Source organism: Streptomyces yamdrokensis (assembly GCF_053890455.1).
Window position 1 is genome coordinate 2,457,467 of the sequence record NZ_CM132679.1, and the last position, 26,512, is coordinate 2,483,978.

General features: G+C 72.8%; 20 protein-coding genes and 2 pseudogenes. 7 read left to right on the forward strand and 15 right to left on the reverse strand.

Features of this window, described 5'->3' with window-relative positions; translation table 11 throughout:
- Positions 1-90: 90 nt before the first annotated feature.
- The 6 genes from ACWZEH_RS10500 to ACWZEH_RS10525 form a co-directional block, all read right to left on the reverse strand.
- Entirely contained in the window at positions 91-1,401 is a 1,311-nt protein-coding gene (locus tag ACWZEH_RS10500; protein ID WP_456199526.1) for a glucarate dehydratase family protein, read from the reverse strand.
- A gap of 404 nt (positions 1,402-1,805) precedes the next feature.
- Positions 1,806-2,798 (reverse strand): adenosine deaminase, encoded by a 993-nt coding sequence (locus ACWZEH_RS10505; RefSeq protein ID WP_456197733.1) that lies wholly within the window; start codon positions 2,796-2,798, stop codon positions 1,806-1,808.
- 21 nt (positions 2,799-2,819) lie between these two features.
- On the reverse strand, positions 2,820-3,725 hold the full coding sequence (locus tag ACWZEH_RS10510) for a ribonuclease Z (RefSeq protein ID WP_456197734.1): 906 nt from the start codon (positions 3,723-3,725) through the stop codon (positions 2,820-2,822).
- A gap of 12 nt (positions 3,726-3,737) precedes the next feature.
- The gene (locus ACWZEH_RS10515) at positions 3,738-4,091 is read right to left on the reverse strand and encodes an HIT domain-containing protein (protein ID WP_456197736.1); all 354 of its coding nucleotides are present in this window, start codon (positions 4,089-4,091) and stop codon (positions 3,738-3,740) included.
- Positions 4,092-4,522: 431 nt separating this feature from the next.
- Positions 4,523-7,771 (reverse strand): S41 family peptidase, encoded by a 3,249-nt coding sequence (locus ACWZEH_RS10520; RefSeq protein WP_473965380.1) that lies wholly within the window; start codon positions 7,769-7,771, stop codon positions 4,523-4,525.
- A gap of 45 nt (positions 7,772-7,816) precedes the next feature.
- Entirely contained in the window at positions 7,817-8,311 is a 495-nt protein-coding gene (locus ACWZEH_RS10525; protein WP_456197738.1) for a hypothetical protein, read from the reverse strand.
- Between ACWZEH_RS10525 and ACWZEH_RS10530 the strand changes: the two genes are divergently transcribed.
- On the forward strand, positions 8,232-8,438 hold the full coding sequence (locus ACWZEH_RS10530) for a hypothetical protein (RefSeq protein WP_456200044.1): 207 nt from the start codon (positions 8,232-8,234) through the stop codon (positions 8,436-8,438). The genes ACWZEH_RS10525 and ACWZEH_RS10530 overlap by 80 nt on opposite strands.
- Positions 8,439-8,870: 432 nt before the next feature.
- On the opposite strand, the gene ACWZEH_RS10535 is transcribed toward ACWZEH_RS10530, so the two are convergent.
- From ACWZEH_RS10535 to hrcA, 4 genes are all read right to left on the reverse strand, one after another.
- Positions 8,871-9,611, reverse strand: a complete 741-nt coding sequence (locus tag ACWZEH_RS10535) for a 16S rRNA (uracil(1498)-N(3))-methyltransferase (protein WP_456197740.1) — start codon at positions 9,609-9,611, stop codon at positions 8,871-8,873.
- Positions 9,608-10,681 (reverse strand): nitronate monooxygenase, encoded by a 1,074-nt coding sequence (locus ACWZEH_RS10540; protein ID WP_456197742.1) that lies wholly within the window; start codon positions 10,679-10,681, stop codon positions 9,608-9,610. Before ACWZEH_RS10540 ends, ACWZEH_RS10535 begins: the two co-directional genes overlap by 4 nt.
- Before the next feature lie 167 nt (positions 10,682-10,848).
- A complete protein-coding gene (gene dnaJ, locus ACWZEH_RS10545) occupies positions 10,849-11,988 on the reverse strand; it encodes a molecular chaperone DnaJ (RefSeq protein WP_456197744.1) in 1,140 nt (379 codons plus the stop codon).
- Positions 11,989-13,005, reverse strand: a complete 1,017-nt coding sequence (gene hrcA / locus ACWZEH_RS10550; RefSeq protein WP_042172081.1) for a heat-inducible transcriptional repressor HrcA — start codon at positions 13,003-13,005, stop codon at positions 11,989-11,991.
- A gap of 169 nt (positions 13,006-13,174) precedes the next feature.
- Between hrcA and ACWZEH_RS10555 the strand changes: the two genes are divergently transcribed.
- Positions 13,175-13,900: an MBL fold metallo-hydrolase gene (locus ACWZEH_RS10555; RefSeq protein ID WP_456197746.1), complete on the forward strand. Its 726-nt coding sequence runs from the start codon at positions 13,175-13,177 to the stop codon at positions 13,898-13,900.
- A gap of 43 nt (positions 13,901-13,943) precedes the next feature.
- Positions 13,944-14,747, forward strand: coding sequence for a DUF3097 domain-containing protein (locus ACWZEH_RS10560; protein WP_456197748.1), 804 nt, complete (start codon positions 13,944-13,946; stop codon positions 14,745-14,747).
- Between the two features lie 35 nt (positions 14,748-14,782).
- Here ACWZEH_RS10560 and hemW read toward each other — a convergent pair whose 3' ends face one another.
- From hemW to ACWZEH_RS10575, 3 genes are all read right to left on the reverse strand, one after another.
- Complete coding sequence (gene hemW, locus ACWZEH_RS10565; protein WP_456197750.1) at positions 14,783-16,015, reverse strand: radical SAM family heme chaperone HemW; 1,233 nt, start codon at positions 16,013-16,015, stop codon at positions 14,783-14,785.
- Positions 16,016-16,063: 48 nt separating this feature from the next.
- Positions 16,064-18,244, reverse strand: coding sequence for a SpoIIE family protein phosphatase (locus tag ACWZEH_RS10570; RefSeq protein ID WP_456199528.1), 2,181 nt, complete (start codon positions 18,242-18,244; stop codon positions 16,064-16,066).
- A 386-nt stretch (positions 18,245-18,630) separates the two neighbouring features.
- Positions 18,631-19,845, reverse strand: a complete 1,215-nt coding sequence (locus ACWZEH_RS10575; protein WP_456197752.1) for a glycosyltransferase — start codon at positions 19,843-19,845, stop codon at positions 18,631-18,633.
- A gap of 201 nt (positions 19,846-20,046) precedes the next feature.
- Here ACWZEH_RS10575 and ACWZEH_RS10580 point away from each other — a divergent pair, with 201 nt between their 5' ends.
- The 3 genes and pseudogenes from ACWZEH_RS10580 to ACWZEH_RS10590 all read left to right on the forward strand — a co-directional run.
- The gene (locus tag ACWZEH_RS10580) at positions 20,047-20,709 is read left to right on the forward strand and encodes a pyridoxine/pyridoxamine 5'-phosphate oxidase (RefSeq protein WP_456197754.1); all 663 of its coding nucleotides are present in this window, start codon (positions 20,047-20,049) and stop codon (positions 20,707-20,709) included.
- Positions 20,700-21,304 (forward strand): annotated as a pseudogene (locus tag ACWZEH_RS10585) (Scr1 family TA system antitoxin-like transcriptional regulator). The gene ACWZEH_RS10580 and the pseudogene ACWZEH_RS10585 overlap by 10 nt, the downstream one beginning before the upstream one ends.
- Before the next feature lie 57 nt (positions 21,305-21,361).
- Positions 21,362-21,520, forward strand: a pseudogene (locus tag ACWZEH_RS10590) (DUF397 domain-containing protein); the annotation flags it as partial.
- A 110-nt stretch (positions 21,521-21,630) separates the two neighbouring features.
- On the opposite strand, the gene ACWZEH_RS10595 reads toward ACWZEH_RS10590, so the two are convergent.
- Both ACWZEH_RS10595 and lepA read right to left on the reverse strand, forming a co-directional pair.
- A complete protein-coding gene (locus ACWZEH_RS10595) occupies positions 21,631-23,505 on the reverse strand; it encodes an AMP-dependent synthetase/ligase (RefSeq protein WP_456197756.1) in 1,875 nt (624 codons plus the stop codon).
- A 352-nt stretch (positions 23,506-23,857) separates the two neighbouring features.
- The gene (lepA, locus tag ACWZEH_RS10600) at positions 23,858-25,726 is read right to left on the reverse strand and encodes a translation elongation factor 4 (RefSeq protein WP_456197758.1); all 1,869 of its coding nucleotides are present in this window, start codon (positions 25,724-25,726) and stop codon (positions 23,858-23,860) included.
- 302 nt (positions 25,727-26,028) lie between these two features.
- Between lepA and rpsT the strand changes: the two genes are divergently transcribed.
- Positions 26,029-26,295 carry a 30S ribosomal protein S20 gene (rpsT, locus tag ACWZEH_RS10605; RefSeq protein WP_456197759.1) on the forward strand — a complete coding sequence of 89 codons (267 nt, stop codon included), beginning with the start codon at positions 26,029-26,031 and terminating at the stop codon, positions 26,293-26,295.
- Positions 26,296-26,512 lie beyond the last annotated feature (217 nt).

Genomic DNA, 26,512 nt, shown 5'->3' on the forward strand with positions numbered 1-26,512 from the left:
GGTTCTGGCCAGTGTGCACCACGTCGCCGACAACGCGCGGCCCCTCGCGCCGGAGCCGCCCCGACCGGGGGCCGGTGTGCCGCCGGCCTCTCACCAGCGGGGCACCTTCGGGGTGGCCCAGTCGGGATCGGCGGTCCGCATGGCCGCCGCGTCGTCGCGGTCGCGGAGCGCGCCGTCGTCCTCCAGCCACCGCCGGTGCAGCGCGGCGAGCCGGTCGTGGTCGAGGGTGACGCCGAGACCGGGCTCGTCGGACACGCGCACGGCGCCGTCCTCGAAGGTGAGGCGCTCGGTGAGGACGTCCTCGGACTGCCACGGGTAGTGGGAGTCGCAGGCGTGGTGCAGGCCGGGGACGGTGGACGCGACGTGGGTCATCGCGGCGAGGCTGATCCCGAGGTGGGTGTTGGAGTGCATGGAGACGCCCACGCCGAAGGTGCGGCAGACGGCGGCGAGGTGCAGGGTGTTGCGCAGTCCGCCCCAGTAGTGGTGGTCGGAGAGGACGACCTGGACGGCGTTCGTGGTGAACGCCTCCTTGATCTCGGCGAACGTCGTCACGCACATGTTGGTCGCCAGCGGCACGCCGGTGCGGGCGGCGACCTCGGCCATGGCCGGGGTGCCGAGCGTCGGGTCCTCCAGGTACTCCAGGAGTCCGCCGACCTCCTCGGCCACCTCGACCGAGGTCTCGACGGACCAGGCGCCGTTGGGGTCGAGCCGCAGCGGGTGGCCGGGGAAGGCCCCGGCGAGGGCACGGACGGCGGCTACCTCCTCCTCGGGCGGGAAGACGCCGCCCTTGAGCTTGAAGGAGCCGAAGCCGTACCGCTCCTTGAAGGCGCGGGCCTGCGCGACGACGCCGGCCGGGTCCAGGGCGGCGCCCCAGTCGTCCTTCTCGGCCGGGACGCCCTCGGGGTGGCCGGCCCATTTGTAGAAGAGGTACGCGCTGTACTCCACGGTGTCGCGGAGCTTGCCGCCGAGCAGTGCGTGCACGGGCAGGCCGAGGGTCTTGCCGAGGGCGTCGAGGCAGGCGACCTCGAAGGCGGAGGCGATGGACAGCCGCAGCTTGTCGGCGGTCTGCACGCCGCGCAGCCCGCCGACGTCGACGGCGTTCCCGACCCGGGCGGCCGCGACGGTGACGTCGTCCAGGAGCGCGAACAGCCCGTTCACATCCGTGATCTTGCGGCCTTTGAGCTGTTCGGCGAAGGGCCGGGCCGGTTCGAGGTACCTGGTGTCGCCGTAGGTCTCCCCCACCCCGGTGGTCCCGTCCGTCGTGACGACCTCGACGATCAGCCGGGGCGTGTACGGCTGGTGGACGCCCTGCGTGTTCAGCAGCGGCGGGTCGGCGACCAGGATCGGCGTGAGCCGTACCTCGGTGACGGTCAGGTCGCGGGCGGTCGGCGCGACGGGCACGGTCTGCGCGGTCACGGGGCGGCTCCTACGGGGTCCGGGCCGGCGGCGAGCGGACCCTGGGATCGGTGAGGTCCAGGGGCGGGGGTCGGCGAGCGGGCGCGTACGGGGCCACGGGCGGCGCCCGCGCAGCCGGACCACGGGACAGTCATCCACGTATGAGAACAGAGGTTAGATAGACGAACAGGGGTCGTCAATGGGCAGGCGCAACCGGTCCCGGACCGTGAGCCGGCGGCCTGCGCGGTGACGTCCCGTCCGGCGGCACCACGGGGGCCGTGGACGGCCGTTGCGGCGACCGACGGGGCCGCGACCCGTGTGCACAGGGGAGTCGGCGCCACCATCGGTCCGTGCGCCGGACGCACTGAACGGCTGACGGCTGACGGCTGACGGCGAGGACCGCGTGGGGACTACGGGAAGACGTACGCCTCCACCTCGGCGAGGTACCGGCCCCGCAGGTCCTCGTCGTCGTCCAGGAAGGCGGCGAGGAAGGAGTTGCGGGCCAGCTCGCGCAGCCGCTCCGGGCCGAGGCCGAGCGTGTCGCGCACCGCGTCGAAGTTGTCGCCCGCGTAGCCGCCGAAGTAGGCCGGGTCGTCGGAGTTCACCGTGCACAGCAGGCCGGCGTCGAGCATCGCGGGCAGCGGATGGCCGGCGAGGGTGTCCACGGCGCGCAGCCGGACGTTCGACAGCGGGCACACGGTCAGCGGGATCCGGTCCCGCACCAGCCGTTCCACCAGCGCCGGGTCCTCCACGCAGCGCAGCCCGTGGTCGACCCGCTCGACGCCGAGGACGTCCAGCGCCTCGGTGATGTACTCCGGCGGCCCCTCCTCACCGGCGTGCGCCACGCGCCGCAGCCCGAGCGCGGCGGCCGCCTCGTACACCGCACGGAACTTCACGGGCGGGTGCCCGACCTCGGCCGAGTCCAGGCCGACACCGGTGATCCGGTCCAGGTGGGGCTCGGCCGCGTCCAGCGTCGCCAGGGCCGACCCGGCGGACTCGTCCCGCAGGAAGCACATGATCAGCCGGGTCGAGACGCCGTGCGTCTCCCGGCTGCGCCCGAGCGACCGCCACAGTCCGTCGACCACGGTTTCCATGCCGACGCCACGCGCCATGTGGGCCTGCGGGTCGAAGAAGATCTCCGCGTGCCGCACGCCCTGCGCCGCGGCGCGGGCCAGGTAGGCGTCGGCGAGGTCCTCGAAGTCCCGCTCGGTGCGCAGCACGGCCATGAGTGCGTAGTACAGGTTCAGGAACGACTGGAGGTCCTGGAACCGGTACGCCTCGCGCAGGGCGTCGGTGTCGGCCCAGGGCAGGTCGACGCCGTTGCGGGCGGCCAGGGCGAAGGCGAGCTCGGGTTCGAGGGTGCCTTCGATGTGAAGGTGCAGTTCGGCTTTCGGTACGGGCATCGAAGCATCGTACGGGCGGCCTCAGCGGCGCTTGGGGAGCGGCACCCGCAGCAGATCGCGTGCCACGGTCAGCTCGCCCTCGTACCCGGCGGCCCGCGCCTGCCGCTCGAACTCCTCCGGGTCGCTGTAGCGCTGGCTGAAGTGGGTGAGCACCAGGTGCCGTACGCCTGCGTCCCGCGCCGCCCGGGCCGCCTGGCCGGCCGTCAGGTGACCGTGCTCGACGGCGAGTTCTTCGTCCTCGTCGAGGAACGTGGACTCGATGACGAGCAGGTCGCAGCCCTCGGCGAGCGCGTGCACCCCCTCGCAGAGCCGGGTGTCCATGACGAAGGCGAACCGCTGGCCGCGCCGCACCTCACTGACGTCCTCCAGCGCGATCCCGTCGAGCGTGCCCGCACGCTGGATGCGGCCGACGTCCGGGCCCTTGATGCCGTGCGCGGCGAGCCGGTCGGGCAGCATCCGCCGGCCGTCGGGTTCGACCAGCCGGTAGCCGTACGACTCGACGGGGTGCGACAGCTTCCGCGCCTCCAGGGTGTATCCGGCGGTGCGGGCGAGCGGGCCGTCGGCGGCGACGGGTTCCTCGGTGATGCCGACCGTCTCGCGGTAGGCGGTGGCGTACCGCAGCCGGTCGAAGAAGCGCTGCCCGGAGCCCGGGTAGTGCGCGGTGACGGGGTGCGGGACCCGGTCGAGGTTGATGCGCTGGATCACTCCGGCGAGGCCGAGTGAGTGGTCGCCGTGGAAGTGGGTGACGCAGATCCGGTTCAGGTCGTGCGCGGCGACCCCGGCGCGCAGCATCTGGCGCTGGGTGCCCTCGCCGGGATCGAACAGGATGCCCTCGCCGTCCCAGCGCAGCAGATAACCGTTGTGGTTGCGGTGGCGGGTGGGAACCTGGCTGGCGGTGCCGAGCACCACCAGTTCGCGTACGGACAAGGAAGCCGCCGCCTATCCGGGGGGCCAGTGGAGACCGCGGCCGCCGAGGACGTGGGCGTGCGCGTGCCAGACGGTCTGACCGGCGCCGCTGCCGGTGTTGAAGATGATGCGGTAGCTCTCCAACTGCTCCTGGTCCGCGACGGTCCGTGTCTCGCGCAGGACGTCCGCCGCGAGCTCGGGGGCGGCCGCGGCGAGGGCCGCCGCGTCCTTGTGGTGCGCCTTCGGGATCACCAGGATGTGCGTGGGCGCCTGCGGATTGATGTCGCGGAACGCGACGGTGGTGTCCGTCTCCCGGACGATCGTCGCCGGGGTCTGCCCTGCGGCGATCTTGCAGAACAGGCAGTCGTCCTGCGGTTCCCCTGCCATGGCAGGCCCTCCTCGGTGCGTGGTGATCGCGTACGAAGGCATCGTAGTCGCCCCCGCCGCGGCGGGCAGGCGTCCGGGGACAGTCCGGAGGGACACGCGGACGCGCGGGACCGGGCGGACCCGGGCGGACCCGGGGACGGGCGGGGACGGGCCGGACACCGGGGGCACACGGATGCACCGACGCGGAGGGACAGGGCCGACACCAGGACACGGACGGGCACCCCCGGACGCCGGCCGACGCCGGGACACGGACGGGCACCCCCGGACGCCGGCCGACGCCGGGACACGGACGGGCACCCCGGCACATCGACGGACACCGGGTCTCGCGGATACGCGAGGACACGAGCGACGCCAAAACGCGGACGGGCACCCGGACGCGGGCGGGCGTGGGAAGCCGTCGTCCACCCGGCCGCGCCCCGGCGCCGGGCCGCCTACTCCACCGTCGGCGGCGTCTTGGCCGGGGTCTCCTCGAGCGCGGCCAGCGCCAGCCGTACCGCCTCGTCCAGCTGGACGTCCCGGCCCGCCGCGTGGTCCTGCGGGCGCTGGACGACCTCCACGTCCGGGTCCACGCCGTGGTTCTCCACACCCCAGCCGTAACCCTCCAGCCAGAAGGCGTACTTGGGCTGGGTGACGAGGGTGTTGTCGACCAGCCGGTAGCGGCTGTCGATGCCGACGACGCCGCCCCAGGTGCGGGTGCCGACGACCGGGCCGATGCCGAGCGCCTTGATCGCCGCGTTGACGATGTCGCCGTCGGAGCCGGAGAACTCGTTGGCGACGGCGACGACCGGACCGCGGGGCGCGTCCTGCGGGTAGCTCTCCGGACGCATACCGCGCGGCAGGTCCCAGCCGACGATCCGCCGGGCCAGCTTCTCCACGACGAGCTGGGAGGTGTGGCCGCCGCGGTTCTCCCGGACGTCCACGACCAGGCCCTCACGGACCACCTCGACCCGCAGGTCCCGGTGGATCTGGGCCCAGCCGGGAGCCTGCATGTCGGGGACGTGGATGTAGCCGAGCCGGCCGCCGGACAACTCGTGGACACGGGCCCGCCGGTCGGCGACCCACGCGTGGTAGCGCAGCGGCTCCTCGTCGGCGACGGGGACGACGACCGCGTGCCGCGCCTCGCCTCCGCCGGCCGGGGAGACGGTCAGCTCGACGGGCTTGCCCGCGGTGCCGACCAGCAGCGGGGCCGGTCCGCCCACCGGGTCGACGGGCTGCCCGGCCACGGCGACGATCGCGTCACCGGTGCGGATCGCGACGCCGGGCGCGGCCAGCGGGGAACGGCCCTGGGGGTCGGACGTCTCCGCGGGCAGGATGCGGTCGACGCGCCAGCTGCCGTCCTCGTGGCGGGAGATGTCCGCGCCGAGCAGGCCCTGCCGGGCGCCGCCGCCGAAGCCGCCGCGCGGGGTGACGTAGGCGTGCGAGGTGCCGAGTTCGCCCTGTACCTCCCACAGGAGGTCGACCAGGTCGTCGTGGGTGGCGAGCCGGTCGAGGACGGGCCGGTAGCGGTCGAGGACGGCGTCCCAGTCGACGCCGTTCATGTCCGGCCGCCAGTAGTTGTCCCGCATGATGCGGCCGGCCTCGTCGAACATCTGCCGCCACTCGGCGGCCGGGTCGATGAACTGGCGGACCCGGTCGAGGTCGACGGTGATGTTGCCGTCGCTGTCGTCGTCGCCCGAGGCGCGCCGGTCGCTGGGGACGACCTTGAGCCGGCCGTCGGTCCACAGCAGCACCCGCTTGCCGTCGCCGCTGACCTCGAAGTGGTCGGCGTCCGAGGCCAGCTGCTCGATGCGCGACTGGGCGAGGTCGTAGCGCTCCAGCTCGGTCTTCGGGTCGGGGTCGTCGGGGGTGGCCCGGGAGGCGCCGAGCACACCGCGCACCGGGTGCCGCAGCCACAGCACCCCGTCCTTGGCGGCGCGCAGGTTGGAGTAGCGGGCGGCCTCGACCGGGAACGGCACGATCCGGTCGGCGAGCCCCTCCAGGTCGATCCGGGTGGCGGGGGTGCCCTCGCTGTCGGGGGTCTCGTCCCGGTCCGGCGTCTCGAAGGGGCGGCCGTGCCGCTGCGGGCCGAACGGCGACGGGGTCGTCGCGGCGAGGGGGATCAGGTGCGGCCGGGCGCCCTCGACGAAGGCGAGGTCGAAGACGTGCTCGTCGTAGACCGGGTCGAAGGAACGGGTCGACAGGAACGCGAGGTGCTTGCCGTCGAGGGTGAAGGCGGGCGCGTAGTCCTGGAAGCGCAGCGGGGTCGCCTCGGTGACCTGGAGGTCGGTGGTACTGGCGATCCTCAGCTGGCTCAGCGGGCGGGGGCCGGGGTGGGACCAGGCGAGCCAGGCGGAGTCGGGCGAGAAGGTCAGCCCACAGACGTCGCCGTCGGCGCTGCGGTCGACCTCGCGGACCTCGCCGGTCTCCCGCTCGACGAGCAGGACGCGGCCGTCGTGCGAGGCGATCGCGGCGCGGCTGCCGTCCGGCGACATCGCGAGCCCCAGGACCCGGCCGAGCTGTCCGGCGGCGATCCGGCGCGGGGTCGCGCCGGGGGCGAGGCCGGTGGCCGGGGCGAACTCCAGGGCGTCGTCGCCCTCGGCGTCGGTCACCCACACCACCCACTCCTCGCCGTCCGCACGGAAGGTGTGCGGACTCCGGGCGCGGACGCCGGGAGTGGCGGCGAGGGCGCGGGCGGGTCCCGACCGGTGGGTGACCCAGTGGACGGTGCCGCGCACGCAGACGGCGCTGCCGCGCGCGGTGTGGTCGGGGGAGGCGGAGCCGAACCAGCGGGCGGCGTTCACCGGGAAGGGCGTCAGGTCGACGCGCTGGCCGCCGAGCCGGACGTCGAGCGGGCGGGGCTCGGCCCCGTCCAGGTCGTCGAGGATCCACAGCCGGCCGGCGCTGGAGTAGACGACGCGGGTGCCGTCGGTGGCGGCGTGCCGGGCGTAGAAGCCCTCGAGGGGCGTGTGCCGGCGCAGGTCGGACCCGTCGGCGAGGGAGGAGTACAGCGCGCCGGTGCCCTCGTGGTCGGAGAGGAAGGCGATCCTCGTACCCACCCAGATCGGATACTCGATGTTCCCGTCGAGGTCGGCGTGCAGGCGGACGAACTCGCCGGGGCCGTCGGCCGTGTTCTCGGCGCCGTCGCCGTCGCCGTCGCCGGGCTCCTGCTCGATCCACAACTTGCCCGCCGTACCGCCCCGGTAGCGCTTCCACGCGGCGGCCTCGCGGCCCATCGTCGCGGAGAGCAGTACGGTGCGCGGCCCGTGGGCGACGTCGCCGACGGGGCCGTGGGGCAGCGTGGTGGCGGGTCCGCCGTCGAGGGGGACCGCACGGGCCCAGGTACGGCGCAGGCTGGCCTGACCGTGGGTGCTGAGCGCCAGGACCTTCCCGTCCGGGGTCCAGCCGCGCACCTGGGTCCTGGCACTCCCCCAGTACGTCAGGCGCCGGCCGGGGCCGCCCTCGACGGGGGCGATGTGCACCTCGGGGGCGCCGTCACGGGTGGAGGTCCAGGCGACGGTGGTGCCGTCGGGCGAGATGCGGGGCATCGTCACCGGCACGTTGTCCGCGCTGGCCCGCCAGGCGCGGCCGCCGTCGAGCGGGGCGAGCCACACGTCGTCCTCGGCGGTGAAGGCGACCAACTCGCCGTGCGGATGCGGGAACCGGAGATACGCGGCGGAGGCTACCGAAGCAGAGTGCGTCACCCGGTCACCCTACGCAGGCGCGGTCGGCGTGGACAGGGGTTTGGATCACTTGCCCTCGACAGGGCGGCAGGACGGGTACTGGTCGCACCACACGGTCGTCGTGACCGTCACCGTGACGGTGGGCCGCGGGCCGCGGCTCGCGGGCTCGCCCACCGGAGGCGGGCTGGTGGCGTCGCAGTCGCCCAGGCCGTCGACCCGGAACACCTGCTTGCCGTCCACCTTCGCGGTGATGTCCCCGCGCACACAGGCGCCGTTGACGGCGTGGGTGATCTTCCCGGTGACGGTGATCTCCTTGCCGTCCTCGGTCTCCCCGTCGCAGTCCACGGTGGCCACCGTGTTCTCGCTCGCACTCGCGGACCGCGGCGACGCGCTCGCGTCGTCCCCGTAGGAGGCGGTGCAGCTGAGCCACCGCACCCCGTTCTTCTGCCTGTTGAGCTCCTGGGTGACCGTCTCGTCGGTCGTGAGCGCCACCGCGGCCGAGCCGACCGAGCCCGGCTCGCACGCCACGGCCCCGCCCACGGCGACCACGGCGAACCCCACGGCCAGGGCCGGCCGCCGCCACCGTGTCCCGCGCCGAACCCTCGGCCAGGACCTCGGCCAACTCCTTGTCAGTGCCCCCTTGGACGCCATGGGCAGCAGCCTGCCACCGGCACAGGCGTGGCGGTAGGGCGCATACGGCCACCGCGCACCACCCCGGGCGGACGCGTGGCGGACGCCGGCTCGGGAGACTCGCCGTGGACGGTTCCGTCGCGGGCGGAACGGCCGTCCACCTGTGGTCGGTGCGCCATCGGCACAGTTCCGGGGAGCCCTGCCGGGAAGTCCTCCCGCCGCACCCGGGCGAAAGGACGACGCGCCTCGTGTTCCGGGTCGGTGAGGGTCGTTCCGTCCCCGACGGCTTCCCTCACCCGGGGTGCGTGGCCCTCGGGGGACAGGCGGGGTCGACCTGCGCGAGCCGGGTGCCGTACGGGTCCTCGTCGACGAGGCGGCCCGGCACGGGCCGCTCACCGGCTCCGGCTCCGGGCCCGGGTTCGCAAAGCTCGACGGCCGGGAGCTGTTCCCGGCGGTCGCCGCCCTCGCGGCGGACGGCCGGCCTGCGCCGTCAGGACCAGCGGCCCGTGCGGGTCAGGAGTACGGCCGTCGCCGCGGTGCCGGCGGTGGAGGTGCGCAGGACACTGCGGCCCAGGCGGTAGGGCTTGGCGCCGGCCTGCGCGAAGAGCTCCAGCTCCTCCGGCGAGATCCCGCCCTCGGGGCCGACGACCAGCACGATGGTGCCGAAGGAGGGGAGTGCGGCGGTCGCGAGGGGTTCGGTGCCGCTCTCGTGGAGGACGGCGGCGAAGTCGGCTTCGGCGAGAAGTGAGGCAACCTGCCGGGTCGTGGCCGCGTCCGCGATCTTTGGGAAGCGTGTCCGGCGGGACTGCTTGCCCGCCTCGCGGGCCGTCGCCCGCCATTTGCCGAGGGACTTCAGCCCGCGCTCGCCCCGCCACTGGGTGACACAGCGCGCCGCCGACCACGGCACGACCGCGTCGACGCCGACCTCGGTCATCGTCTCCACGGCCAGCTCGCCCCTGTCCCCCTTGGGCAGGGCCTGGACGACGGTGAGCCGGGGCGACTCCACGGGCTCCTCGACGACGTCGCCGAGGCGCACGATCAGCCGGTCCTTGCCCTCGGTGCCGGTCACCTCGCCCTCGGCCCGGCGGCCGGCGCCGTCGGTGAGGACGACCCTCTCCCCTGCCCGCAGCCGCTTCACGGAGACGGCGTGCCGTCCCTCGGGGCCGTCGAGCACGTGGTGGCCAAAGCCGTCCGTACCGAAGTCGTCCACGACGAAGACCGGGGCGGTCATCGGGTACCTCCCGCCGACAACGCGGTCCGGGTGGCGGTGAGTTCGGCGGCCAGCACCTCCACCAGCTGCCCGGCGGGCAGCTCGCGGGCCATCCGGTGGCCCTGTCCCGCCCACAGCGCCATGCCCTGCGGGTCCCCGGCGGTGGCGGCGGCCTTGCGCAGCGGGGCGGTCAGATGGTGGACGTCCGGGTAGGCGGCGGGCGCGTACCGGCCGTGCTCCCGCAGGAAGCGGTTGACCAGGGCGCGGGCCGGGCGTCCGGAGAAGGCGCGGGTCAGTTCGGTGCGGGTGTACAGGGGGTTGGTCAGCGCCTGCTTGTGCAGGCCGTGCGCACCGGACTCGTGCGTGGCGAGGAACGCCGTGCCGAGCTGGGCCGCCGAGGCGCCTGCCGCGAGGACGGCGGCGATCTGGCTGCCGTGCATGATGCCGCCGGCCGCGACGATCGGAATGTCCACGGCCTCCCGCACCTGGCTGATCAGGGGCAGCAGCCCGAGGCCGGAGCAGTCCGTCTCCGGGCAGTCCCGGTGGGTGCCCTGGTGGCCGCCGGCCTCGGCGCCCTGCGCTATCACCGCGTCGGCGCCCGCGTCCTGAACGGCCCGCGCCTCGTCGGGGGTGGTGGCGGTGGCCAGTGTGAACGTGCCGGCGCGGCGCAGGGTGTCCAGGACCTCACGGGCGGGCACGCCGAAGTGGAACGACACCACCGGCACCGGGTTGTCGAGCAGGACGGCGAGTTTGGCGTCGTAGCCGTCGTCGCGGCCGCTGTCGGGGTCACCCAGTTCGGTGTCGTACCAGGGGGCCTCACCGGCCAGCTGGTGGGCGTAGACGCCGACGGCGGCGGGGTCGGGGGTCTCGGGCTGGGGCATGAAGACGTTGACGCCGAAGGGGGCCCCGGTCAGCCCGCGCAGCTGCTTGATCTCCTGGTACATCCCGTCCGCGGTCTTGTACCCGGCGGCCAGGAACCCGAGCCCTCCCGCCTCGGACACGGCCGCGACGAGCTGCGGCACGGCGACTCCGCCCGCCATCGGGGCCTGCACCACGGGGTGCCGGAGGAGGTCGGTGAGGGCCAAGGACATGACGGCATGTTGCCACGTCCTTCGGGCATCTCCGAATTGGATCGAGGACGGACCGGAACCGGATCGAAAGCGGGTCCGAAACGACCCCGAAGCCGACCGTGCCCTTGGCGCGGCCCGCCTCGGGGGCACCCGCGGGGACCTCGTCCGGTCCCCGCGGGAAAGGCCCGTCAGCGCCCGTTGAAGGCGTCCTTCAGCCGGGAGAACAGGCCCTGCTGGCCCGGCTGGAACTGGCCCAGCGGGCGCTCCTCGCCGCGGAGCTTGGCGAATTCGCGCAGCAGGCGCTCCTGTTCGGGGTCGAGCTTGCCCGGGGTCTGCACCTCGACGTGGACGACGAGGTCGCCCCGGCCGCCGCCCCGCAGATGCGTGACACCCCGGCCGTGCAGCGGGATCGACTGGCCGGACTGCGTGCCGGGCCGGATGTCGACCTCCTCCATGCCGTCCAGCGTCTCCAGCGGCACCTTGGTGCCGAGGGCGGCCGCCGTCATCGGGAGGGTGACCGTGCAGTGCAGGTCGTCGCCGCGCCGCTGGAACATGTTGTGCGGCAGCTCGTGGATCTCGACGTACAGGTCGCCGGCGGGGCCGCCGCCGGGGCCGACCTCGCCCTCTCCGGCCAGCTGGATCCGGGTGCCGTTGTCCACACCGGCCGGGATCTTCACCGTCAGGGTGCGGCGGGAGCGGATCCGTCCGTCGCCCGCGCACTCGGGGCACGGGGTCGGGACGACGGTGCCGAAGCCCTGGCACTGCGGGCAGGGGCGCGAGGTCATGACCTGGCCCAGGAAGGACCGGGTGACCTGCGAGACCTCGCCCCGGCCGCGGCACATGTCACAGGTCTGCGCCGTGGTGCCCGGCGCCGCGCCCTCACCGCTGCACGTGGTGCAGACGACCGCCGTGTCGACCTGGATGTCCTTGGTCGTGCCGAACGCGGCCTCGTCCAGTTCGACCTCGAGGCGGATCATCGCGTCCTGGCCCCGGCGGGTGCGCGAGCGCGGACCGCGCTGCGACGCCGTGCCGAAGAACGCGTCCATGATGTCGGAGAAGTTCCCGAAGCCGCCCGCCCCGAAGCCGCCCGCGCCACCGCCTGCTCCGGCCTGCTGGAGCGGGTCGCCGCCGAGATCGTAGACCTGCTTCTTCTGCGGGTCCGACAGCACCTCGTAGGCGGCGTTGATCTCCTTGAACCGCTCCTGCGTCTTCGGATCCGGGTTGACGTCCGGATGCAGCTCGCGGGCGAGTCGCCGGAAGGCCTTCTTGATCTCTTCCTGCGACGCGTCCCGGCGCACGCCGAGTACGGCGTAATAGTCGGTGGCCACTTACGACTCCGCCAGGATCTGTCCGACGTACCGTGCCACTGCGCGTACCGCTCCCATCGTTCCCGGGTAATCCATGCGGGTCGGTCCGACCACGCCGAGCTTGGCAACCGCCTCGCCGCCCGAACCGTAGCCCACCGACACGACGGACGTGGAGTTGAGTCCCTCATGGGCGTTCTCATGACCGATACGGACGGTCACGCCCGGATCCTTCGCCTCGCCGAGCAGCTTGAGAAGCACGACCTGCTCCTCGAGTGCCTCCAGGACAGGCCGGATCACCAAGGGGAAATCATGCCCGAAGCGGGTCAGATTGGCGGTGCCGCCGATCATCAGCCGCTCCTCGTTCTCCTCGACCAGCGTCTCCAGGAGGGTGGAGAGCACGGTCGAGACCGTACCGCGTTCCTCGGGGTCGAAGGCCTCCGGGAGGTCCTCGACGAGGGACGGTACATCGGTGAAACGGCGGCCCGCGACACGGCTGTTGAGCCGGGCCCGCAGATCCGCCAGGGACGCCTCGCCGACCGGCGCCGGGCAGTCGACCATGCGCTGCTCGACCCGTCCGGTGTCCGTGATCAGCACCAGCATGGCGCGCGCGGGCGCCAGCGGGAGCAGCTCCACGTGCCGCACGGTCGAGCGGGTCAGCGACGGGTACTGCACGACGGCGACCTGCCGGGTGAGCTGCGCGAGCAGCCGCACCGTGCGGGCCACGACGTCGTCCAGGTCGACGGCGCCCTCGAGGAAGTTCTGGATGGCGCGCCGCTCGGGCGCGGTCATCGGTTTGACACCGGCGAGCTTGTCCACGAAGAGCCGGTAGCCCTTGTCGGTGGGGATGCGCCCGGCGCTGGTGTGCGGCTGGGCGATGAAGCCCTCGTCCTCCAGGGCCGCCATGTCGTTGCGCACGGTGGCCGGGGAGACGCCCAGGTTGTGCCGCTCGGTGAGGGCCTTGGAGCCGACGGGCTCCTCGGTGCCGACGTAGTCCTGGACGATGGCGCGCAGCACCTGGAGCCTGCGTTCACTGAGCATCACGCACACCTCCAAAAGCCGTCCGCCCGGTCCGTTTCCTGGATGCCCTGGCACTCTTCGCACGCGAGTGCCAGACTCCCCGCCCAGTGTACGGCCGGGGGGTACTCCCCGGGCAAGGCCGGTCCCGCGCGGACGCGCCGCGAAAGCCGTAGGCCGTTAGCGTCGCGGTATGACGGTGGCTTGGGAAGGGTCGGGATGGGAGAGGCTGGCGCCAAAGGTGGGGCGGTGCCGGCTTCCGGTGTGGGACTGCACGGCGGGACTCGTGGTCGGTACCGGCGCGGTACTGCTCGTGGACGCCGGTTCGTCCCTGCGCGAGGGCGCGCGGTTGCGGGCCGAGGCGCAGTCGCTCGCCGGGCGGCGTGTGACGCATCTCGCGCTCACCCACCCCCACTTCGACCATGTGCTGGGGGCGGCGGTGTTCGCGGGCGCGGAGGTGTTCGGCGCGGTGGGGCTGGACACGGTGCTGGCGCGGGGGCGCGAGGAACTGCTCACGGACGCGGAGCGCCACGGTCTGGACGCGCGGGAGGCCCGGGAGGCGGTGGACGCGCTGGTCCGCCCCCGGCACACGGTGTCCGGCGAGTGGACGCTCGACCTGGGCGGCGGACGGCGGGCACTCCTCGCGAACGTGGGCCCGGGGCACACGGCGCACGATCTCGCGGTGCTGGTGCCCGGTACCCCGGACGTGGTGTTCTGCGGCGACCTGGTGGAGGAGTCCGGCGAGCCGCAGGCGGGGCCCGACGCCGTGCCGTCGCAGTGGCCGGGCGCCCTGGACCGGCTGCTGGCCCTGGGCGGCGAGGACGCGGTGTACGTTCCCGGCCACGGCGCGGCGGTGGACGCGGCGTTCCTACGGGCCCAGCGCGACGTCCTCACGGCCCGCTTCGGCGTGTCGCGCTGAATCCTCGGCCGAACGGGAGCCGGATTCTCCTATCGTCATCAGAATGCGCCAGTACTCTCCTGACCTGACCCCTGGGTGGAAGAAGTCCCGGCCCGTCCCCGAGGTGCCGGCCGAGCCCGGTCTGGTGGTGGAGGAGCCCGGCAGCGGATTCTGCGGTGCGGTGATCCGCTGCGAGGCGGGCACGGTGACCCTGGAGGACCGCTTCGGCAAGCACCGGGTGTTCCCGCTGGAGCCGCGCGGGTTCCTCCTGGAGGGGCGCGTGGTGACGCTGGTGCGGCCGGCCGCCGGTCCGTCGCGTCCGACCCGTACGGCGTCCGGTTCGGTGGCCGTCCCGGGCGCACGCGCGCGCGTGGCACGCGCCGGGCGCATCTACGTCGAGGGGCGCCACGACGCCGAACTGGTCGAGCGGGTGTGGGGCGACGACCTGCGCATCGAGGGCGTGGTCGTGGAGTACCTGGAGGGCGTCGACGACCTCCCGGCGATCGTCGAGGAGTTCGGTCCGGGCCCGGACGCGCGGTTGGGGGTCCTGGTGGACCACCTGGTGCCGGGTTCGAAGGAGTCGCGCATCGCCGAGGCGGTCACCAGCGAGCACGCCCTGGTGGTGGGCCACCCCTACATCGACATCTGGGAGGCGGTGAAACCGTCGTCCCTGGGCATCGAGTCCTGGCCGCGCGTCCCGCGCGGCCAGGACTGGAAGACGGGGGTGTGCCGGGCGCTGGGGTGGCCGGAGAACACGGGTGCGGCCTGGCAGCACATTCTGGGACGCGTGCGGTCCTACCGGGATCTGGAGCCGGAGCTCCTGGGCAGGGTCGAGGAGCTGATCGACTTCGTCACGGCTCCGGCCTGAATCAACGGTTTTCCGCCCCCTCCCCGGGACCCCCTTCAGTCCACCAGGTCCCGCACCACCGCATCCGCCAGCAACCGCCCCCGCAGGGTGAGGGCCGCGCGGCCCTCGTCGTACGAACCCTGCCGGAGCAGGCCGTCCGTCAGGGCGCGGCGGGCGGCCGCGAGGCCCTCCGCGCGGAGCAGCGACAGCGGAACGCCCTCCTTGAGTCGCAGCTCCAGCAGGACGCGCTCCACCCGGCGGTCCTCCTCGGAGAGGATCTCGCGCCCGGCCCCCGGCGAGCGCCCTTCGGCCAGGGCGGCCGCGTACGCGCCGGGGTGCTTGACGTTCCACCAGCGCACCCCGCCCACGTGCGAGTGCGCCCCCGGGCCGGCGCCCCACCAGTCGGCGCCCCTCCAGTACAGCTCGTTGTGCAGGCAGCGGCCGGCGTCGGAGGTGGCCCAGTTGGACACCTCGTACCAGTCGAATCCGGCCGCCGACAGGGCCTCCTCGGCGATCAGGTACCGGTCGGCGTGGACGTCGTCGTCGGTCATCGGGACCTCGCCGCGCCGGATGCGCCGGGCCAGTTGGGTGCCCTCCTCGACGATCAGCGCGTACGCCGAGACATGGTCCGGCCCGGCACCGATCGCGGCGTCGAGCGAGGCCCGCCAGTCGTCGTCGGACTCGCCGGGGGTGCCGTAGATCAGGTCGAGGTTGACGTGCTCGAAGCCCGCCGCGCGCGCCTCGGCGACGCAGGCCTCCGGGCGGCCGGGGGTGTGCGTGCGGTCGAGGACCCTCAGCACGTGCTGCCGGGCGCTCTGCATGCCGAAGGAGATCCGGTTGAAGCCGCCCGCGCGGAGGGTCTCCAGGTAGGCCGGGTCGACCGACTCCGGGTTCGCCTCCGTCGTCACCTCGGCGTCCGCCGCGAGCCCGAACTCCTCGCGGATCGCGGCCAGCATCCGTACGAGGTCGTCGGCGGCCAGCAGGGTGGGCGTGCCGCCGCCGACGAACACGGTGCGCACCTCGCGCGGGTCGTCGCCGAGCACCTTGCGGGCCAGGCGGACCTCGTCGGTCAGGGTCTCGGCGTAGTTGTCCCGGGAGGCGAGCACTCCTCCGCTGCCGCGCAGCTCGGTGGCGGTGTAGGTGTTGAAGTCGCAGTAGCCGCAGCGGGTCGCGCAGTACGGCACGTGCAGATAGAACCCGAGGGGGCGGCCTGCGGCCCCGGCGAGCGCGGACGCGGGCAGCGCGCCGTCGGCGGGGACGGGCTCGCCGTCGGGGAGTGCGGAAGGCATGTGCTCCATTGTCCCGCACTCGTCCCGGTCCTCTCCCGCCTCGCGGGATCAGTCCGCCTGGAGCACGAGCAGCGCGAGGTCGTCGGCCGGCGGCCGTGCCCCGAACTCGTGGACGAGCCGGTGGATCCTTTCCGCCGTCAGCTCGGCGTCCAGCCCCGCACAGCCGGCCAGCGCCGTGGCGAGCCCGTCCCCGTCGTCGAACTGGCGGGAGCCGGAGCGCCGCTCGGTGACGCCGTCGGTGACGCAGAGCAGGGTGTCGCCGGAGCGCAGCTCGAAGGTCTCACTGCTGTAGGTGGCGTCCTCGACGACCCCGAGCAGGGTCTGCGGCTGGGCGACGGTACGGACCGTCCCGTCGGGGGCGAGCAGCAGCGGCAGGGGATGCCCGGCGGAGCCGAGGGTGACGCGGGCGCCGCCGTCGCCCTCGTCGCGGAGGGTGAGCTCACCGTAGAGCAGGGACAGGAAACGGGTCTGGGGGCCGTCGCCCGGGGCGGAGGGGCGGGCACCGGCGGCGACGAGGGCACGGGCGGCGGCGTCGGCGGCTTCGGTGGCGTCGTCGAGGAGCAGCCGGTTGAGGCGGTCGAGGACGTCGGCGACGCGGTAGCCCTCGCGGGCGAGCAGCCGCAGCCAGGGCCGGGCGAGACCGATGACGACGGCCGCCTCGGGCCCTTTGCCCTGGACGTCGCCGACGGCGAAGCACCAGCGGCCCTCGCCCGCCTGGAACAGGTCGTAGAAGTCGCCGCTCGGCCCGCCCTTGTCGAGGGGCTCGTGGACGAACGCGGAGCGCACACCGGGGATCTCGGCGACGGCGCCGGGCAGCAGTCCGCGCTGGAGCACGGCGGAGATGGTGGCCTGGCGGGCGTACTGCCGGGCGGCGCCGATGGCGAGCGCCACGCGCCGCCCGAGATCCTCCACCAGCCCGGTGATCTCGTCCGGGAACCGCCCGATCCCGGCCCGCCCGATCACCAGCGTCCCGAGCGGCCGCCCGCCGACGACGAGCCGGTAGGCGAGGGCCGCGCCGGGCGCGGGGACGGAGACCGGAGGCGGGAGAGGCACGGGGAGGGAGACGGAGACGACGCAGTCGTACGCCGGTCCGCCGTCCGCGACCCCGGGCATGCCGAGGCTCCCCGGCATGCGGAAGCCCTCCGCCCCGCCGAGGCTCTCCGGCAGGCCGAGAGCGGCTTCCGGCAGGCCGAGGCCGGCTTCCGGCATCCGGAACGCCTTCTCGGGCCAGGGGTAGTCGAGCGGGCCGGGGGACAACGGGTCGGAGGGCGGCGGCGGATTCTGCTCGAGCACCCGGCTCAGTTCCTCGACGCGGCTCTCGTCGGCGTGCCAGACCCGGGCGAGACGGGACCCGTCGGCCGACGCGCTTCCGCCCCAGCCGCCGTGACCGCTGCTCTCGTCCTCCAGCCACACGGCACACCAGTCCGCGAGCCGCGGAACGATCAGCTGCCCGGTGAGGGCGGCGACGAGATCCTCGTCGAGCTGCCCGGCGAGCAGATCGGACGCCTCGGCCAGGAACGACAGCGCTCCGCGCCCCAGCCAGGCCCCGTCCCGTCGGTACGGCCGCGAGGCACGCCACACCTCCCGGCCCCCGCCGGGCGCTGGAACCTCATACGCCCCGTCCGGCTCCGTCTCCCCCGCGTACACGCACACGTCGTCGCCCCAGGCTCCCCCGCCGTCCGGGTCGCCCACGCCGTCCGCCGTGTCACCCGGGCCGTCCGGCGCGAGGCCCCCTGCGGGGACGCGGGCCCAGATCGTCTTCGTGTGGGCGCCGGGCCGGTACGTGATCCCCCAGGTCTCGGAGAGAGCGGCGACGAGCCGCAGCCCCCGCCCGTGCTCGGGGCCCTCGGAACTCCCGGAGGGCACCGCGTCCGGCCCGCCGTCGCACGGGGCGCGGGAGGGATGCCGGTCGGCGACCTCGATGACGAGCGCGCCGGTGTCCTCCTCCAGCGTGCAGGTGAGCCGTACCTCGGTCCCGGCGTGGACGACGGCGTTGGTGACCAGCTCGCTGGCGATCAGCGTGGCGTCGTCACCGGCACGGATGGTGAGGTGCTCGACGCCGGGCAGGGCGCGTTCCGTCCACTCGGCGAGCGCCGCCCGCACCAGGGCGCGCGCGGACCCCGGGGCGAGGGAACCGCCGGGCAGGGTCGCGTCCGCCCGCGCACCCGCCCGCGCGAACGCCTCGGATGCGGCAGGCGAGGCCTCCCGTTGCGTCGGAATGGCCCCCATGGGCAGCTCCCCGGGCAGTTCGTACGAATACACCTCGATCAATGCCGACAGAGTGACAGACCGACCCCACCCATAAGCAACCAGTTACCGAAGTGGACCACCGAAAGCAGGAACGGCACCCCACACCCGGTCGGGAACTGGCCGAAAACCGATCAGCTTCGCGCAATACCGGAGAGGGAGAAACCCGTGACCCTCGACGGGCGCCGGCAGCACGGGCCCCGGGCAGCCGGTCCGGAGGCCCGCCCCTGCGGACCACCCAGACGAATCAAGGCGGTGCACGCCACATCGCCGCAGTGGACGGCGCGCCAGGAGTGGGACGGACACGCACCCTCCAGCGCCACCTCGAAGCCTTCGCGGGTGACCACGGCGACGGAGCGTCCCCAAATTCACCCGGCGCGTCCTGAGCCGATGTGGGCGAGCACCGCGGCGGCGCCGTCCTCCGCGGCGATGCCGTGGGCGAGTTCGGCCGCGCGGCGGCGGTGGGCCGGATCGGACAGGCAGGCAGTGATCCCGGCGCCGAGGGCTTCGACGGTGAGATCCTGGAACGGCAGGGGCCGGGGAGCGACTCCCAGCCGGTACAGCCGGGACGCCCAGAACGGCTGGTCGGCCATGACCGGTACGGGCAGGGCGGGTACTCCGGCCCGCAGTCCGGCCGCGGTGGTACCCGCCCCGGCGTGGTGGACCACGGCGGCGGTGCGGGGGAACAACCAGTCGTGCGGAAGGTCGCCGACGACCAGGACGTCGGCGCCGCGGCCGCCCAGTTCGGCCCACCCCGCCTGCACCACCGCGCGTACGCCTGCCCGCTCCACCGCCGCGGCCACCAGCTCGCTGAGCCGTTCCCCCTGCCCCGGTGCCATGCTGCCGAACCCGATGAACACCGGGGGCGGACCGGCCTGGAGGAAGTCGACCAGTTCGGCCGGAGGCTGCCAGCGGTCCGGCCGGGCGGGCCACCAGTAGCCCGCCACGCCCACCCCCGACGGCCAGTCCCCGGGACGCGGCACGACCAGCGGGCTGAAGCCGTGGAGGACCGGCCGGATCTCCTCCGGTGCCGATGGTGCGTCGGCGGGCAGCCCGAGGCGGTCGCGCAGCCTGGCCACGGCGCCCGCGAAGACCCCTTTCGCGCGTTCCAGCACGGCCCGGCCGGCCGCGAGGTTCCCCTCCGGGCCCGGGCCGTCGATGTCTCGTGCCCCGGGCAGCGGGAACTCCGCGGTGGCGAACGCCGGTGTGAGGTAGGTGCCGATGACGGGGACGCCGAACGCTTCGCCGGCCGTCCGGCTGAGCGGTGCGGGACCGAAGGGGGTGAGCACCAGGTCGGCTCCGGCGGCCACGGCGTCCGCCACTCCATCGGCGAGGCCGTCCGCGTACGCCCTGGTCATCGCCCGGGCTTCCTCCCGCGAAGCCGCCTGGGACCAGGCTCGGACCAGCCCCTGCGGGTCTCCCGGCACAGGCCGGTGGTCGAGACCGCACCCGCCGACGAGTGCGCCGAAGGACGGATGAGCGGCCACGGCGACCTGATGGCCCGCATCCAGCAGGCGCCGCCCCAGACCTGTGAAGGGCGCGACATCTCCCCGTGAGCCGGCGGTGACGATCAGAATCCGCATGCGGCGATTCTCCTCGGCGCGCGCCGCCCGGTCACCGTGGCCCGCCGAGGCTCCTCGTCCGCGCCGGAACCCCGTCCGGAAACGGCCACCTTGTCCGACACCTCGGGGATGCAACGGCGTGGTCGACCACAATCAGCTTGCGAATCATGCGAGTTGATAGGTTCAGCTCGACTTGAGCGATCACGACCGAGGGAGCAGAACGTGACCGGTGCGGCCGACCTGCGTCAGACGCTGCGGGACATCGAGGTCTTCGCCGGCGAGCTTCCCGGGTTCGACCCGTCCACTGCGCCGGACACGCCGTTCGAGCTGTTCACCGAGTGGTTGCTCAAGGCGTTGAGCGCCGGGGTGCAGGAGCCGCATGCCATGACGCTGGCCACGGCGGACGCCAAGGGTGATCCGACCGCCCGCGTACTCATCCTCAAGGACGTGAGCCCTGAGGGCTGGCAATTCGCCTCGGACGCGAGCAGCCTCAAGGGCCGGGACCTCGCCGCCCGCCCTTGTGCGGCGCTGACCTTCTACTGGGCACCGCTCGCCCGCCAGGTCCGGGTGCGCGGACCGGTCGTGCGAGAGACCCCAGAACTGTGCGCTGCGGACTTCCTCGCCCGCAGCGCGGGGGCACGGGCGGAAGCCCTGCTCGGTCGGCAATCGCAACCGCTCGCGGATCTGGCCGAAAGGGACGCGCAGGTGGAGGCATCACTCACGCGGATCAAGAGCGAGCCGGACCTCGTGGCGCCCCATTGGACGCTGTACTCAGTGCGCCCGGAGTCGGTGGAGTTCTGGCAGGGCGACAAGCAGCGCCGCCACACCAGGCTCGCCTACCTGTCCTCACCCGACGGGTGGACCAAGCAACTGCTGTGGCCCTGACACCTGTCCGATCCGCAAGTGTTGAAAAGCGGGCGAAGGCCCGTACGCGGGTCCGGCATCCGGCTTGGTTCCGTGACTGCGCACGGCTGGAGGCCCAGGCGGTCGAGGTCAGCTTCTACAACAACCGGGACGCCCCTGGGCTGTTCCAGTCCGAGGGACGCACCAGCGCCTTGTACGAGATGCGCAAGCCGCTGCTCGACGAGGAGATGATCGGACAACGTGTGGCCTCACGCACGAGCCGCCGGGAAATTCTGACCCGACGTCCCCCTCCCACATGACTGTGGTGATCGCCGAGGTGGTACTTCGTCGACCGCTGGGAGGACTCGAGGTCCACAAGGGGCAACTGGACCGACTGCTCGACCTCGGGCGGCTGCGTACCGTCGAGTTGCGGGTCATGCCTACGGGCCGGACCGAGCCCTCGGGCATGGGAGGCTCGTTCACCCTGCTGACGCCGCGGGAAAACCGCAGGTGGCGTATACGGAAGTGCGGACCTCCGCACGACTGGCCGCGGACCTGGACGAGGTCCGTATCCTGGCCGCACGCTACGGCAGCCTCGGGGCCCGGGCGCTCGCTCCGCGAGAGTCTCCGACCCTGATCGAGAGGATGCGGACGGAAGACGAGCGCTGAGAGCCGTCGACGACTCGTCTGGCACAGGAGCAGTCACAGCGGCGACGAGGGCGGCGAGTGCGTCGAAATAGCCGTCGCCCCGGGGACCGTCCACGTCCGCGACTCCAAGGACGTGAGCCGACCGCACCTCTCCGTCCACACGGCCGGCTGGGCCGCGTTCGTGAACTTCGCGACGGACCGCTGAGCCTCCCACCCGGACGTGTCCCCGGGAGGTATGCCGCTGGGGCGCTGTCCGTGGTGTGTGAAGACCGGAACCCACCGGCCGACCGGAAAGGGCGGGTCACCCCCTGCGCGTCACACCTCCCGGGCGCCCGCGTACATCTCGTCGATCAGGTGCTTGTACTCGCGTTCCACCACCGGGCGCTTCAGCTTCAGGCTCGGGGTGATCTCGCCGTGCTCGATGTCGAGGTCGCGGGGCAGGATGCGGAACTTCTTGATGGTCTGCCAGCGCTGGAGGCCCTCGTTGAGCTCCTTGACGTAGCCGTCGACCATCTCGACCGTGGCGGGCGCGGCGACGATCTCCGCGTACGGCTTGCCCCCCAGACCGTTCTCCTGGGCCCAGGCCGCGAGGGCGACCTCGTCGAGGGCGATGAGGGCGGTGCAGTAGTTGCGGTCGGCGCCGTGCACCAGGATGTTGGAGACGTACGGGCACACCGCCTTGAACTGGCCCTCGACCTCGGCCGGCGAGATGTACTTGCCGCCGGAGGTCTTGATGAGGTCCTTCTTGCGGTCGGTGATCCGCAGGTAGCCGTCGGGCGACAGCTCGCCGATGTCACCGGTGTGGAACCAGCCGTCGGACTCCAGGACCTCGGCGGTCTTCTCGGGCAGCCCGTGGTAGCCCTCCATGACGCCGGGGCCCCGCAGCAGGATCTCGCCGTCGTCGGCGACGCGCACCTCGGTGCCGGGCAGCGGCTTGCCGACGGTGCCGGTGCGGTAGGCCTCGCCGGGGTTCACGAAGGAGGCCGCGGAGGACTCGGTGAGTCCGTAGCCCTCCAGGATGTGGATCCCGGCGCCGGCGAAGAAGTAGCCGATGTCGGGCGCGAGGGCCGCCGAACCGGAGATGCAGGCGCGCAGGTTGCCGCCGAACGCGTCGCGGATCTTGGCGTAGACCAGCTTGTCGGCGACGTTGTGCTTGGCGGTGAGGCCGAAGGGGGCACTGGCGGTGCCGGTGCGGCGGAAGTTGTCCTGGGTGACCTTGGCGTACTCGCGGGCCACGCCCGCGGACCACTGGAAGATCTTGTACTTGGCTCCGCCGCCGGCCCGCGCCTTGGCGGCGACCCCGTTGTAGACCTTCTCGAAGATGCGCGGGACGGCCGCCATGTAGGTCGGCCGCACCACCGGCAGGTTCTCGATGATCTTGTCGACGCGGCCGTCGACGGCGGTGACGTGGCCGACCTCGATCTGGCCCGAGGTGAGGACCTTGCCGAAGACGTGTGCGAGCGGCAGCCACAGGTACTGCACGTCGTCCGTGTGGACGAGGCCCGTCGCGGCGATCGCCTTCGCCATGTACGCCCAGTTGTCGTGCGGCAGGCGGACGCCCTTGGGGCGGCCCGTGGTGCCCGACGTGTAGATGAGGGTGGCCAGCTGGTCCTTGGTGATCGCGGCGACCCGCTCCTTGACCAGCCCGGCGTCCTTCTCCAGCCGGGCCGTGCCGCGGCGCTCCAGCTCGGCGAGGCTGATCACCCAGTCGTCCGTCTCGACGCCGGCCGCGTCGATGACCACGACGTGGCCGATGTGGGGCAGCTCGGCGCGCTTCGCCGCGACCTTGTCGACCTGCTCGGCGTTCTCCGCGATCAGCACCCGGCTGTCGGAGTCCGACAGGATGTACGCGGACTCCTCGATGTTCGTCTGCGGGTAGACCGTGGTGGTGGCGGCGCCCGCGCACATGATGCCGAGGTCGGCGAGGACCCATTCGACCCGGGTGGCGGACGCGAGCGCCACCCGCTCCTCCGGGTTCACGCCCAGCTCGATCAGGCCGGCCGCGATGGCGTTGACCCGTTCGGCGGCCTCGGCCCAGGTGAGCGACTTCCAGTCGTCGGGACCCTCGCCCGAGGCGGGCGGGACGGGATAGCGGTACGCCTCGGCGTCCGGTGTGGCGGCGACACGCTCCAGGAAGAGGGTCGCCACGCTCGGCGGCCGGTTCTCGATCAAAGTCTGTGTGTCGCTCAAGACATCCTCCGGGACCCGCGACGGTGCGGCTGGCTCAGATGCGGCTGGTGTACGGCTGACATGCGGGTGGTGTTCGGCCGGTTACGCTGTCGTACCCTTGTTTAACTCGCGAGTAACCGTCGAGCAGGGACAGAGTAAAGGCCCACCGGCGGCTGCGTAAGGGGCCACGGCCTGTCACTTTGCACAGAGAATCCCCTGACGGGCGGACGACGAACCCGCCGGGGAGCCGCCGGGGAGCCCGCTGCGGACCCGGCGCGGACGCGCGGAGGCCCGTCGTGCGCGCGCACGACGGGCCTCGCTCCACCCCGGGCGTCCGGCGGGCGCTCCCCCGGCAACCCCCGGTAACCCGCGGTTACTTCTTGGCCTTGCCCGAGCCCGCGTTCTCGTCGCTGGAGAGGACCGCGATGAAGGCCTCCTGCGGGACCTCCACGGAGCCCACCATCTTCATCCGCTTCTTGCCCTCCTTCTGCTTCTCCAGCAGCTTGCGCTTGCGGGAGATGTCACCGCCGTAGCACTTGGCGAGGACGTCCTTGCGGATGGCGCGGATGGTCTCGCGGGCGATCACCCGGGAGCCGATGGCGGCCTGCACCGGCACCTCGAAGGCCTGCCGCGGGATCAGCTCCTTGAGCCTGGCGACGAGCCGCACACCGTAGGCGTACGCCTGGTCCTTGTGGGTGATCGCGGAGAACGCGTCCACCTTGTCGCCGTGCAGCAGGATGTCGACCTTCACCAGGCTGGAGGTCTGCTCGCCGGTGGGCTCGTAGTCGAGGGAGGCGTAGCCGCGGGTCTTGGACTTCAGCTGGTCGAAGAAGTCGAAGACGATCTCGGCGAGCGGGAGGGTGTAGCGGATCTCCACCCGGTCCTCGGAGAGGTAGTCCATCCCGAGCAGGACGCCGCGCCGGGTCTGGCACAGCTCCATGATCGAGCCGATGAACTCGCTGGGCGCCAGGAGGGTGGCGCGCACGACCGGCTCGTACACCTCGGCGATCTTCCCCTCGGGGAACTCGCTCGGGTTGGTGACGATGTGCTCGGTGCCGTCCTCCATGCCCACGCGGTAGACGACGTTCGGCGCGGTGGCGATCAGGTCGAGCCCGAACTCGCGCTCGAGGCGCTCGCGGATCACGTCGAGGTGCAGCAGGCCGAGGAAGCCGACGCGGAAACCGAAGCCGAGGGCGGCCGAGGTCTCCGGCTCGTAGACCAGGGCGGCGTCGTTGAGCTGGAGCTTGTCCAGCGCCTCGCGCAGCTCGGGGTAGTCGGAACCGTCCAGCGGGTACAGGCCCGAGAACACCATGGGCTTGGGGTCCTTGTAGCCGCCGAGCGCCTCCTCGGCCCCCTTGTGCTGGCTGGTGACGGTGTCACCGACCTTCGACTGGCGGACGTCCTTCACACCGGTGATGAGGTAGCCCACCTCGCCGACGCCGAGGCCGTCGGCGGGCAGCATCTCCGGCGAGTTGGTGCCGATCTCCAGCAGCTCGTGCGTCGCGCCCGTGGACATCATCCGGATGCGCTCGCGCTTGTTGAGCTGGCCGTCGATGACCCTGACGTACGTCACGACACCGCGGTACGAGTCGTACACCGAGTCGAAGATCATGGCGCGGGCCGGGGCGTCCTCGACGCCGACCGGGGCGGGGACGTCGGCGACCACCCTGTCCAGCAGCGCCTCGACCCCGAGACCGGTCTTCGCGGACACCTTCAGCACGTCGTCGGGCTCGCAGCCGACCAGGTTGGCGAGTTCCTCGGCGAACTTCTCGGGCTGCGCGGCCGGCAGGTCGATCTTGTTGAGCACCGGGATGATCGTGAGGTCGTTCTCCATCGCCAGGTACAGGTTGGCGAGGGTCTGGGCCTCGATGCCCTGCGCGGCGTCCACCAGGAGGACCGTGCCCTCGCAGGCGGCGAGCGACCGCGACACCTCGTAGGTGAAGTCGACGTGCCCCGGCGTGTCGATCATGTTGAGGATGCGCGTGCTGCCCTTGTCGTCCGTGGGCGCCCACGGCAGCCTCACCGCCTGGGACTTGATCGTGATGCCGCGTTCGCGCTCGATGTCCATGCGGTCGAGGTACTGGGCGCGCATCTGCCGCTGATCGACCACACCGGTCAGCTGGAGCATCCGGTCGGCGAGCGTGGACTTGCCGTGGTCGATGTGCGCGATGATGCAGAAGTTGCGGATCAGAGCCGGGTCGGTACGGCTCGGCTCGGGCACGTGGCTGGGGGTCGCGGGCACGCAGGGTCCTGATTCTTGAGGCGTCCGCAGTGTCTGCGGTCTCGGGTCGGATCGGGTCGATACGTAGCTTCCATGGTCCCACGGGCGGGGGGCGTGGCGCCCCGGGTGGGGGCCGGAGGTCCGGCGGGGGCCGGGTTCGGGCCCGTACCGGCGCCCGGCCGGGGCCTGGTTTGGGCCGTCCGCCGGGCCGCTGGTAACGTGGGGGGTTGTGCCTCTTGCCCTCTCGGCGCGGGGCACGTCTCAAGAAATTCACCGGTACGGGACCCGTGCGGCCCCGTGCCAGAACCTGTAGAGGCTCATTCGTGGCGAACATCAAGTCCCAGATCAAGCGGAACAAGACCAACGAGAAGGCCCGGCTGCGCAACAAGGCCGTCAAGTCCTCCCTGAAGACCGCGATCCGCAAGGCTCGTGAGGCCGCCGCCGCAGGCGACGCCGAGAAGGCCACCGAGTACCAGCGCGCTGCCGCGCGTCAGCTCGACAAGGCCGTCTCCAAGGGAGTCATCCACAAGAACCAGGCCGCCAACAAGAAGTCGGCGCTGGCTGTGAAGGTCGCGTCCCTCAAGGGCTGAACCGCTCGCTGATCTGACCGGATCTGATCCGACCGCCGGAAGGACCCCGGGCGGGCCCTCTCTCTCCGCCCCCGACCGGCATCCCGAGCCTGTACGCGGCCTGCGTTCGCCACGCGGGTACGGGCTCCGAGCGTCACCGAGGACCCCGCTCCACCGCCCTTCCCCGGGCGGTGGAGCGGGGTCCTCGGCCTGTCACCGGACAGGACGTCCGAAGGCG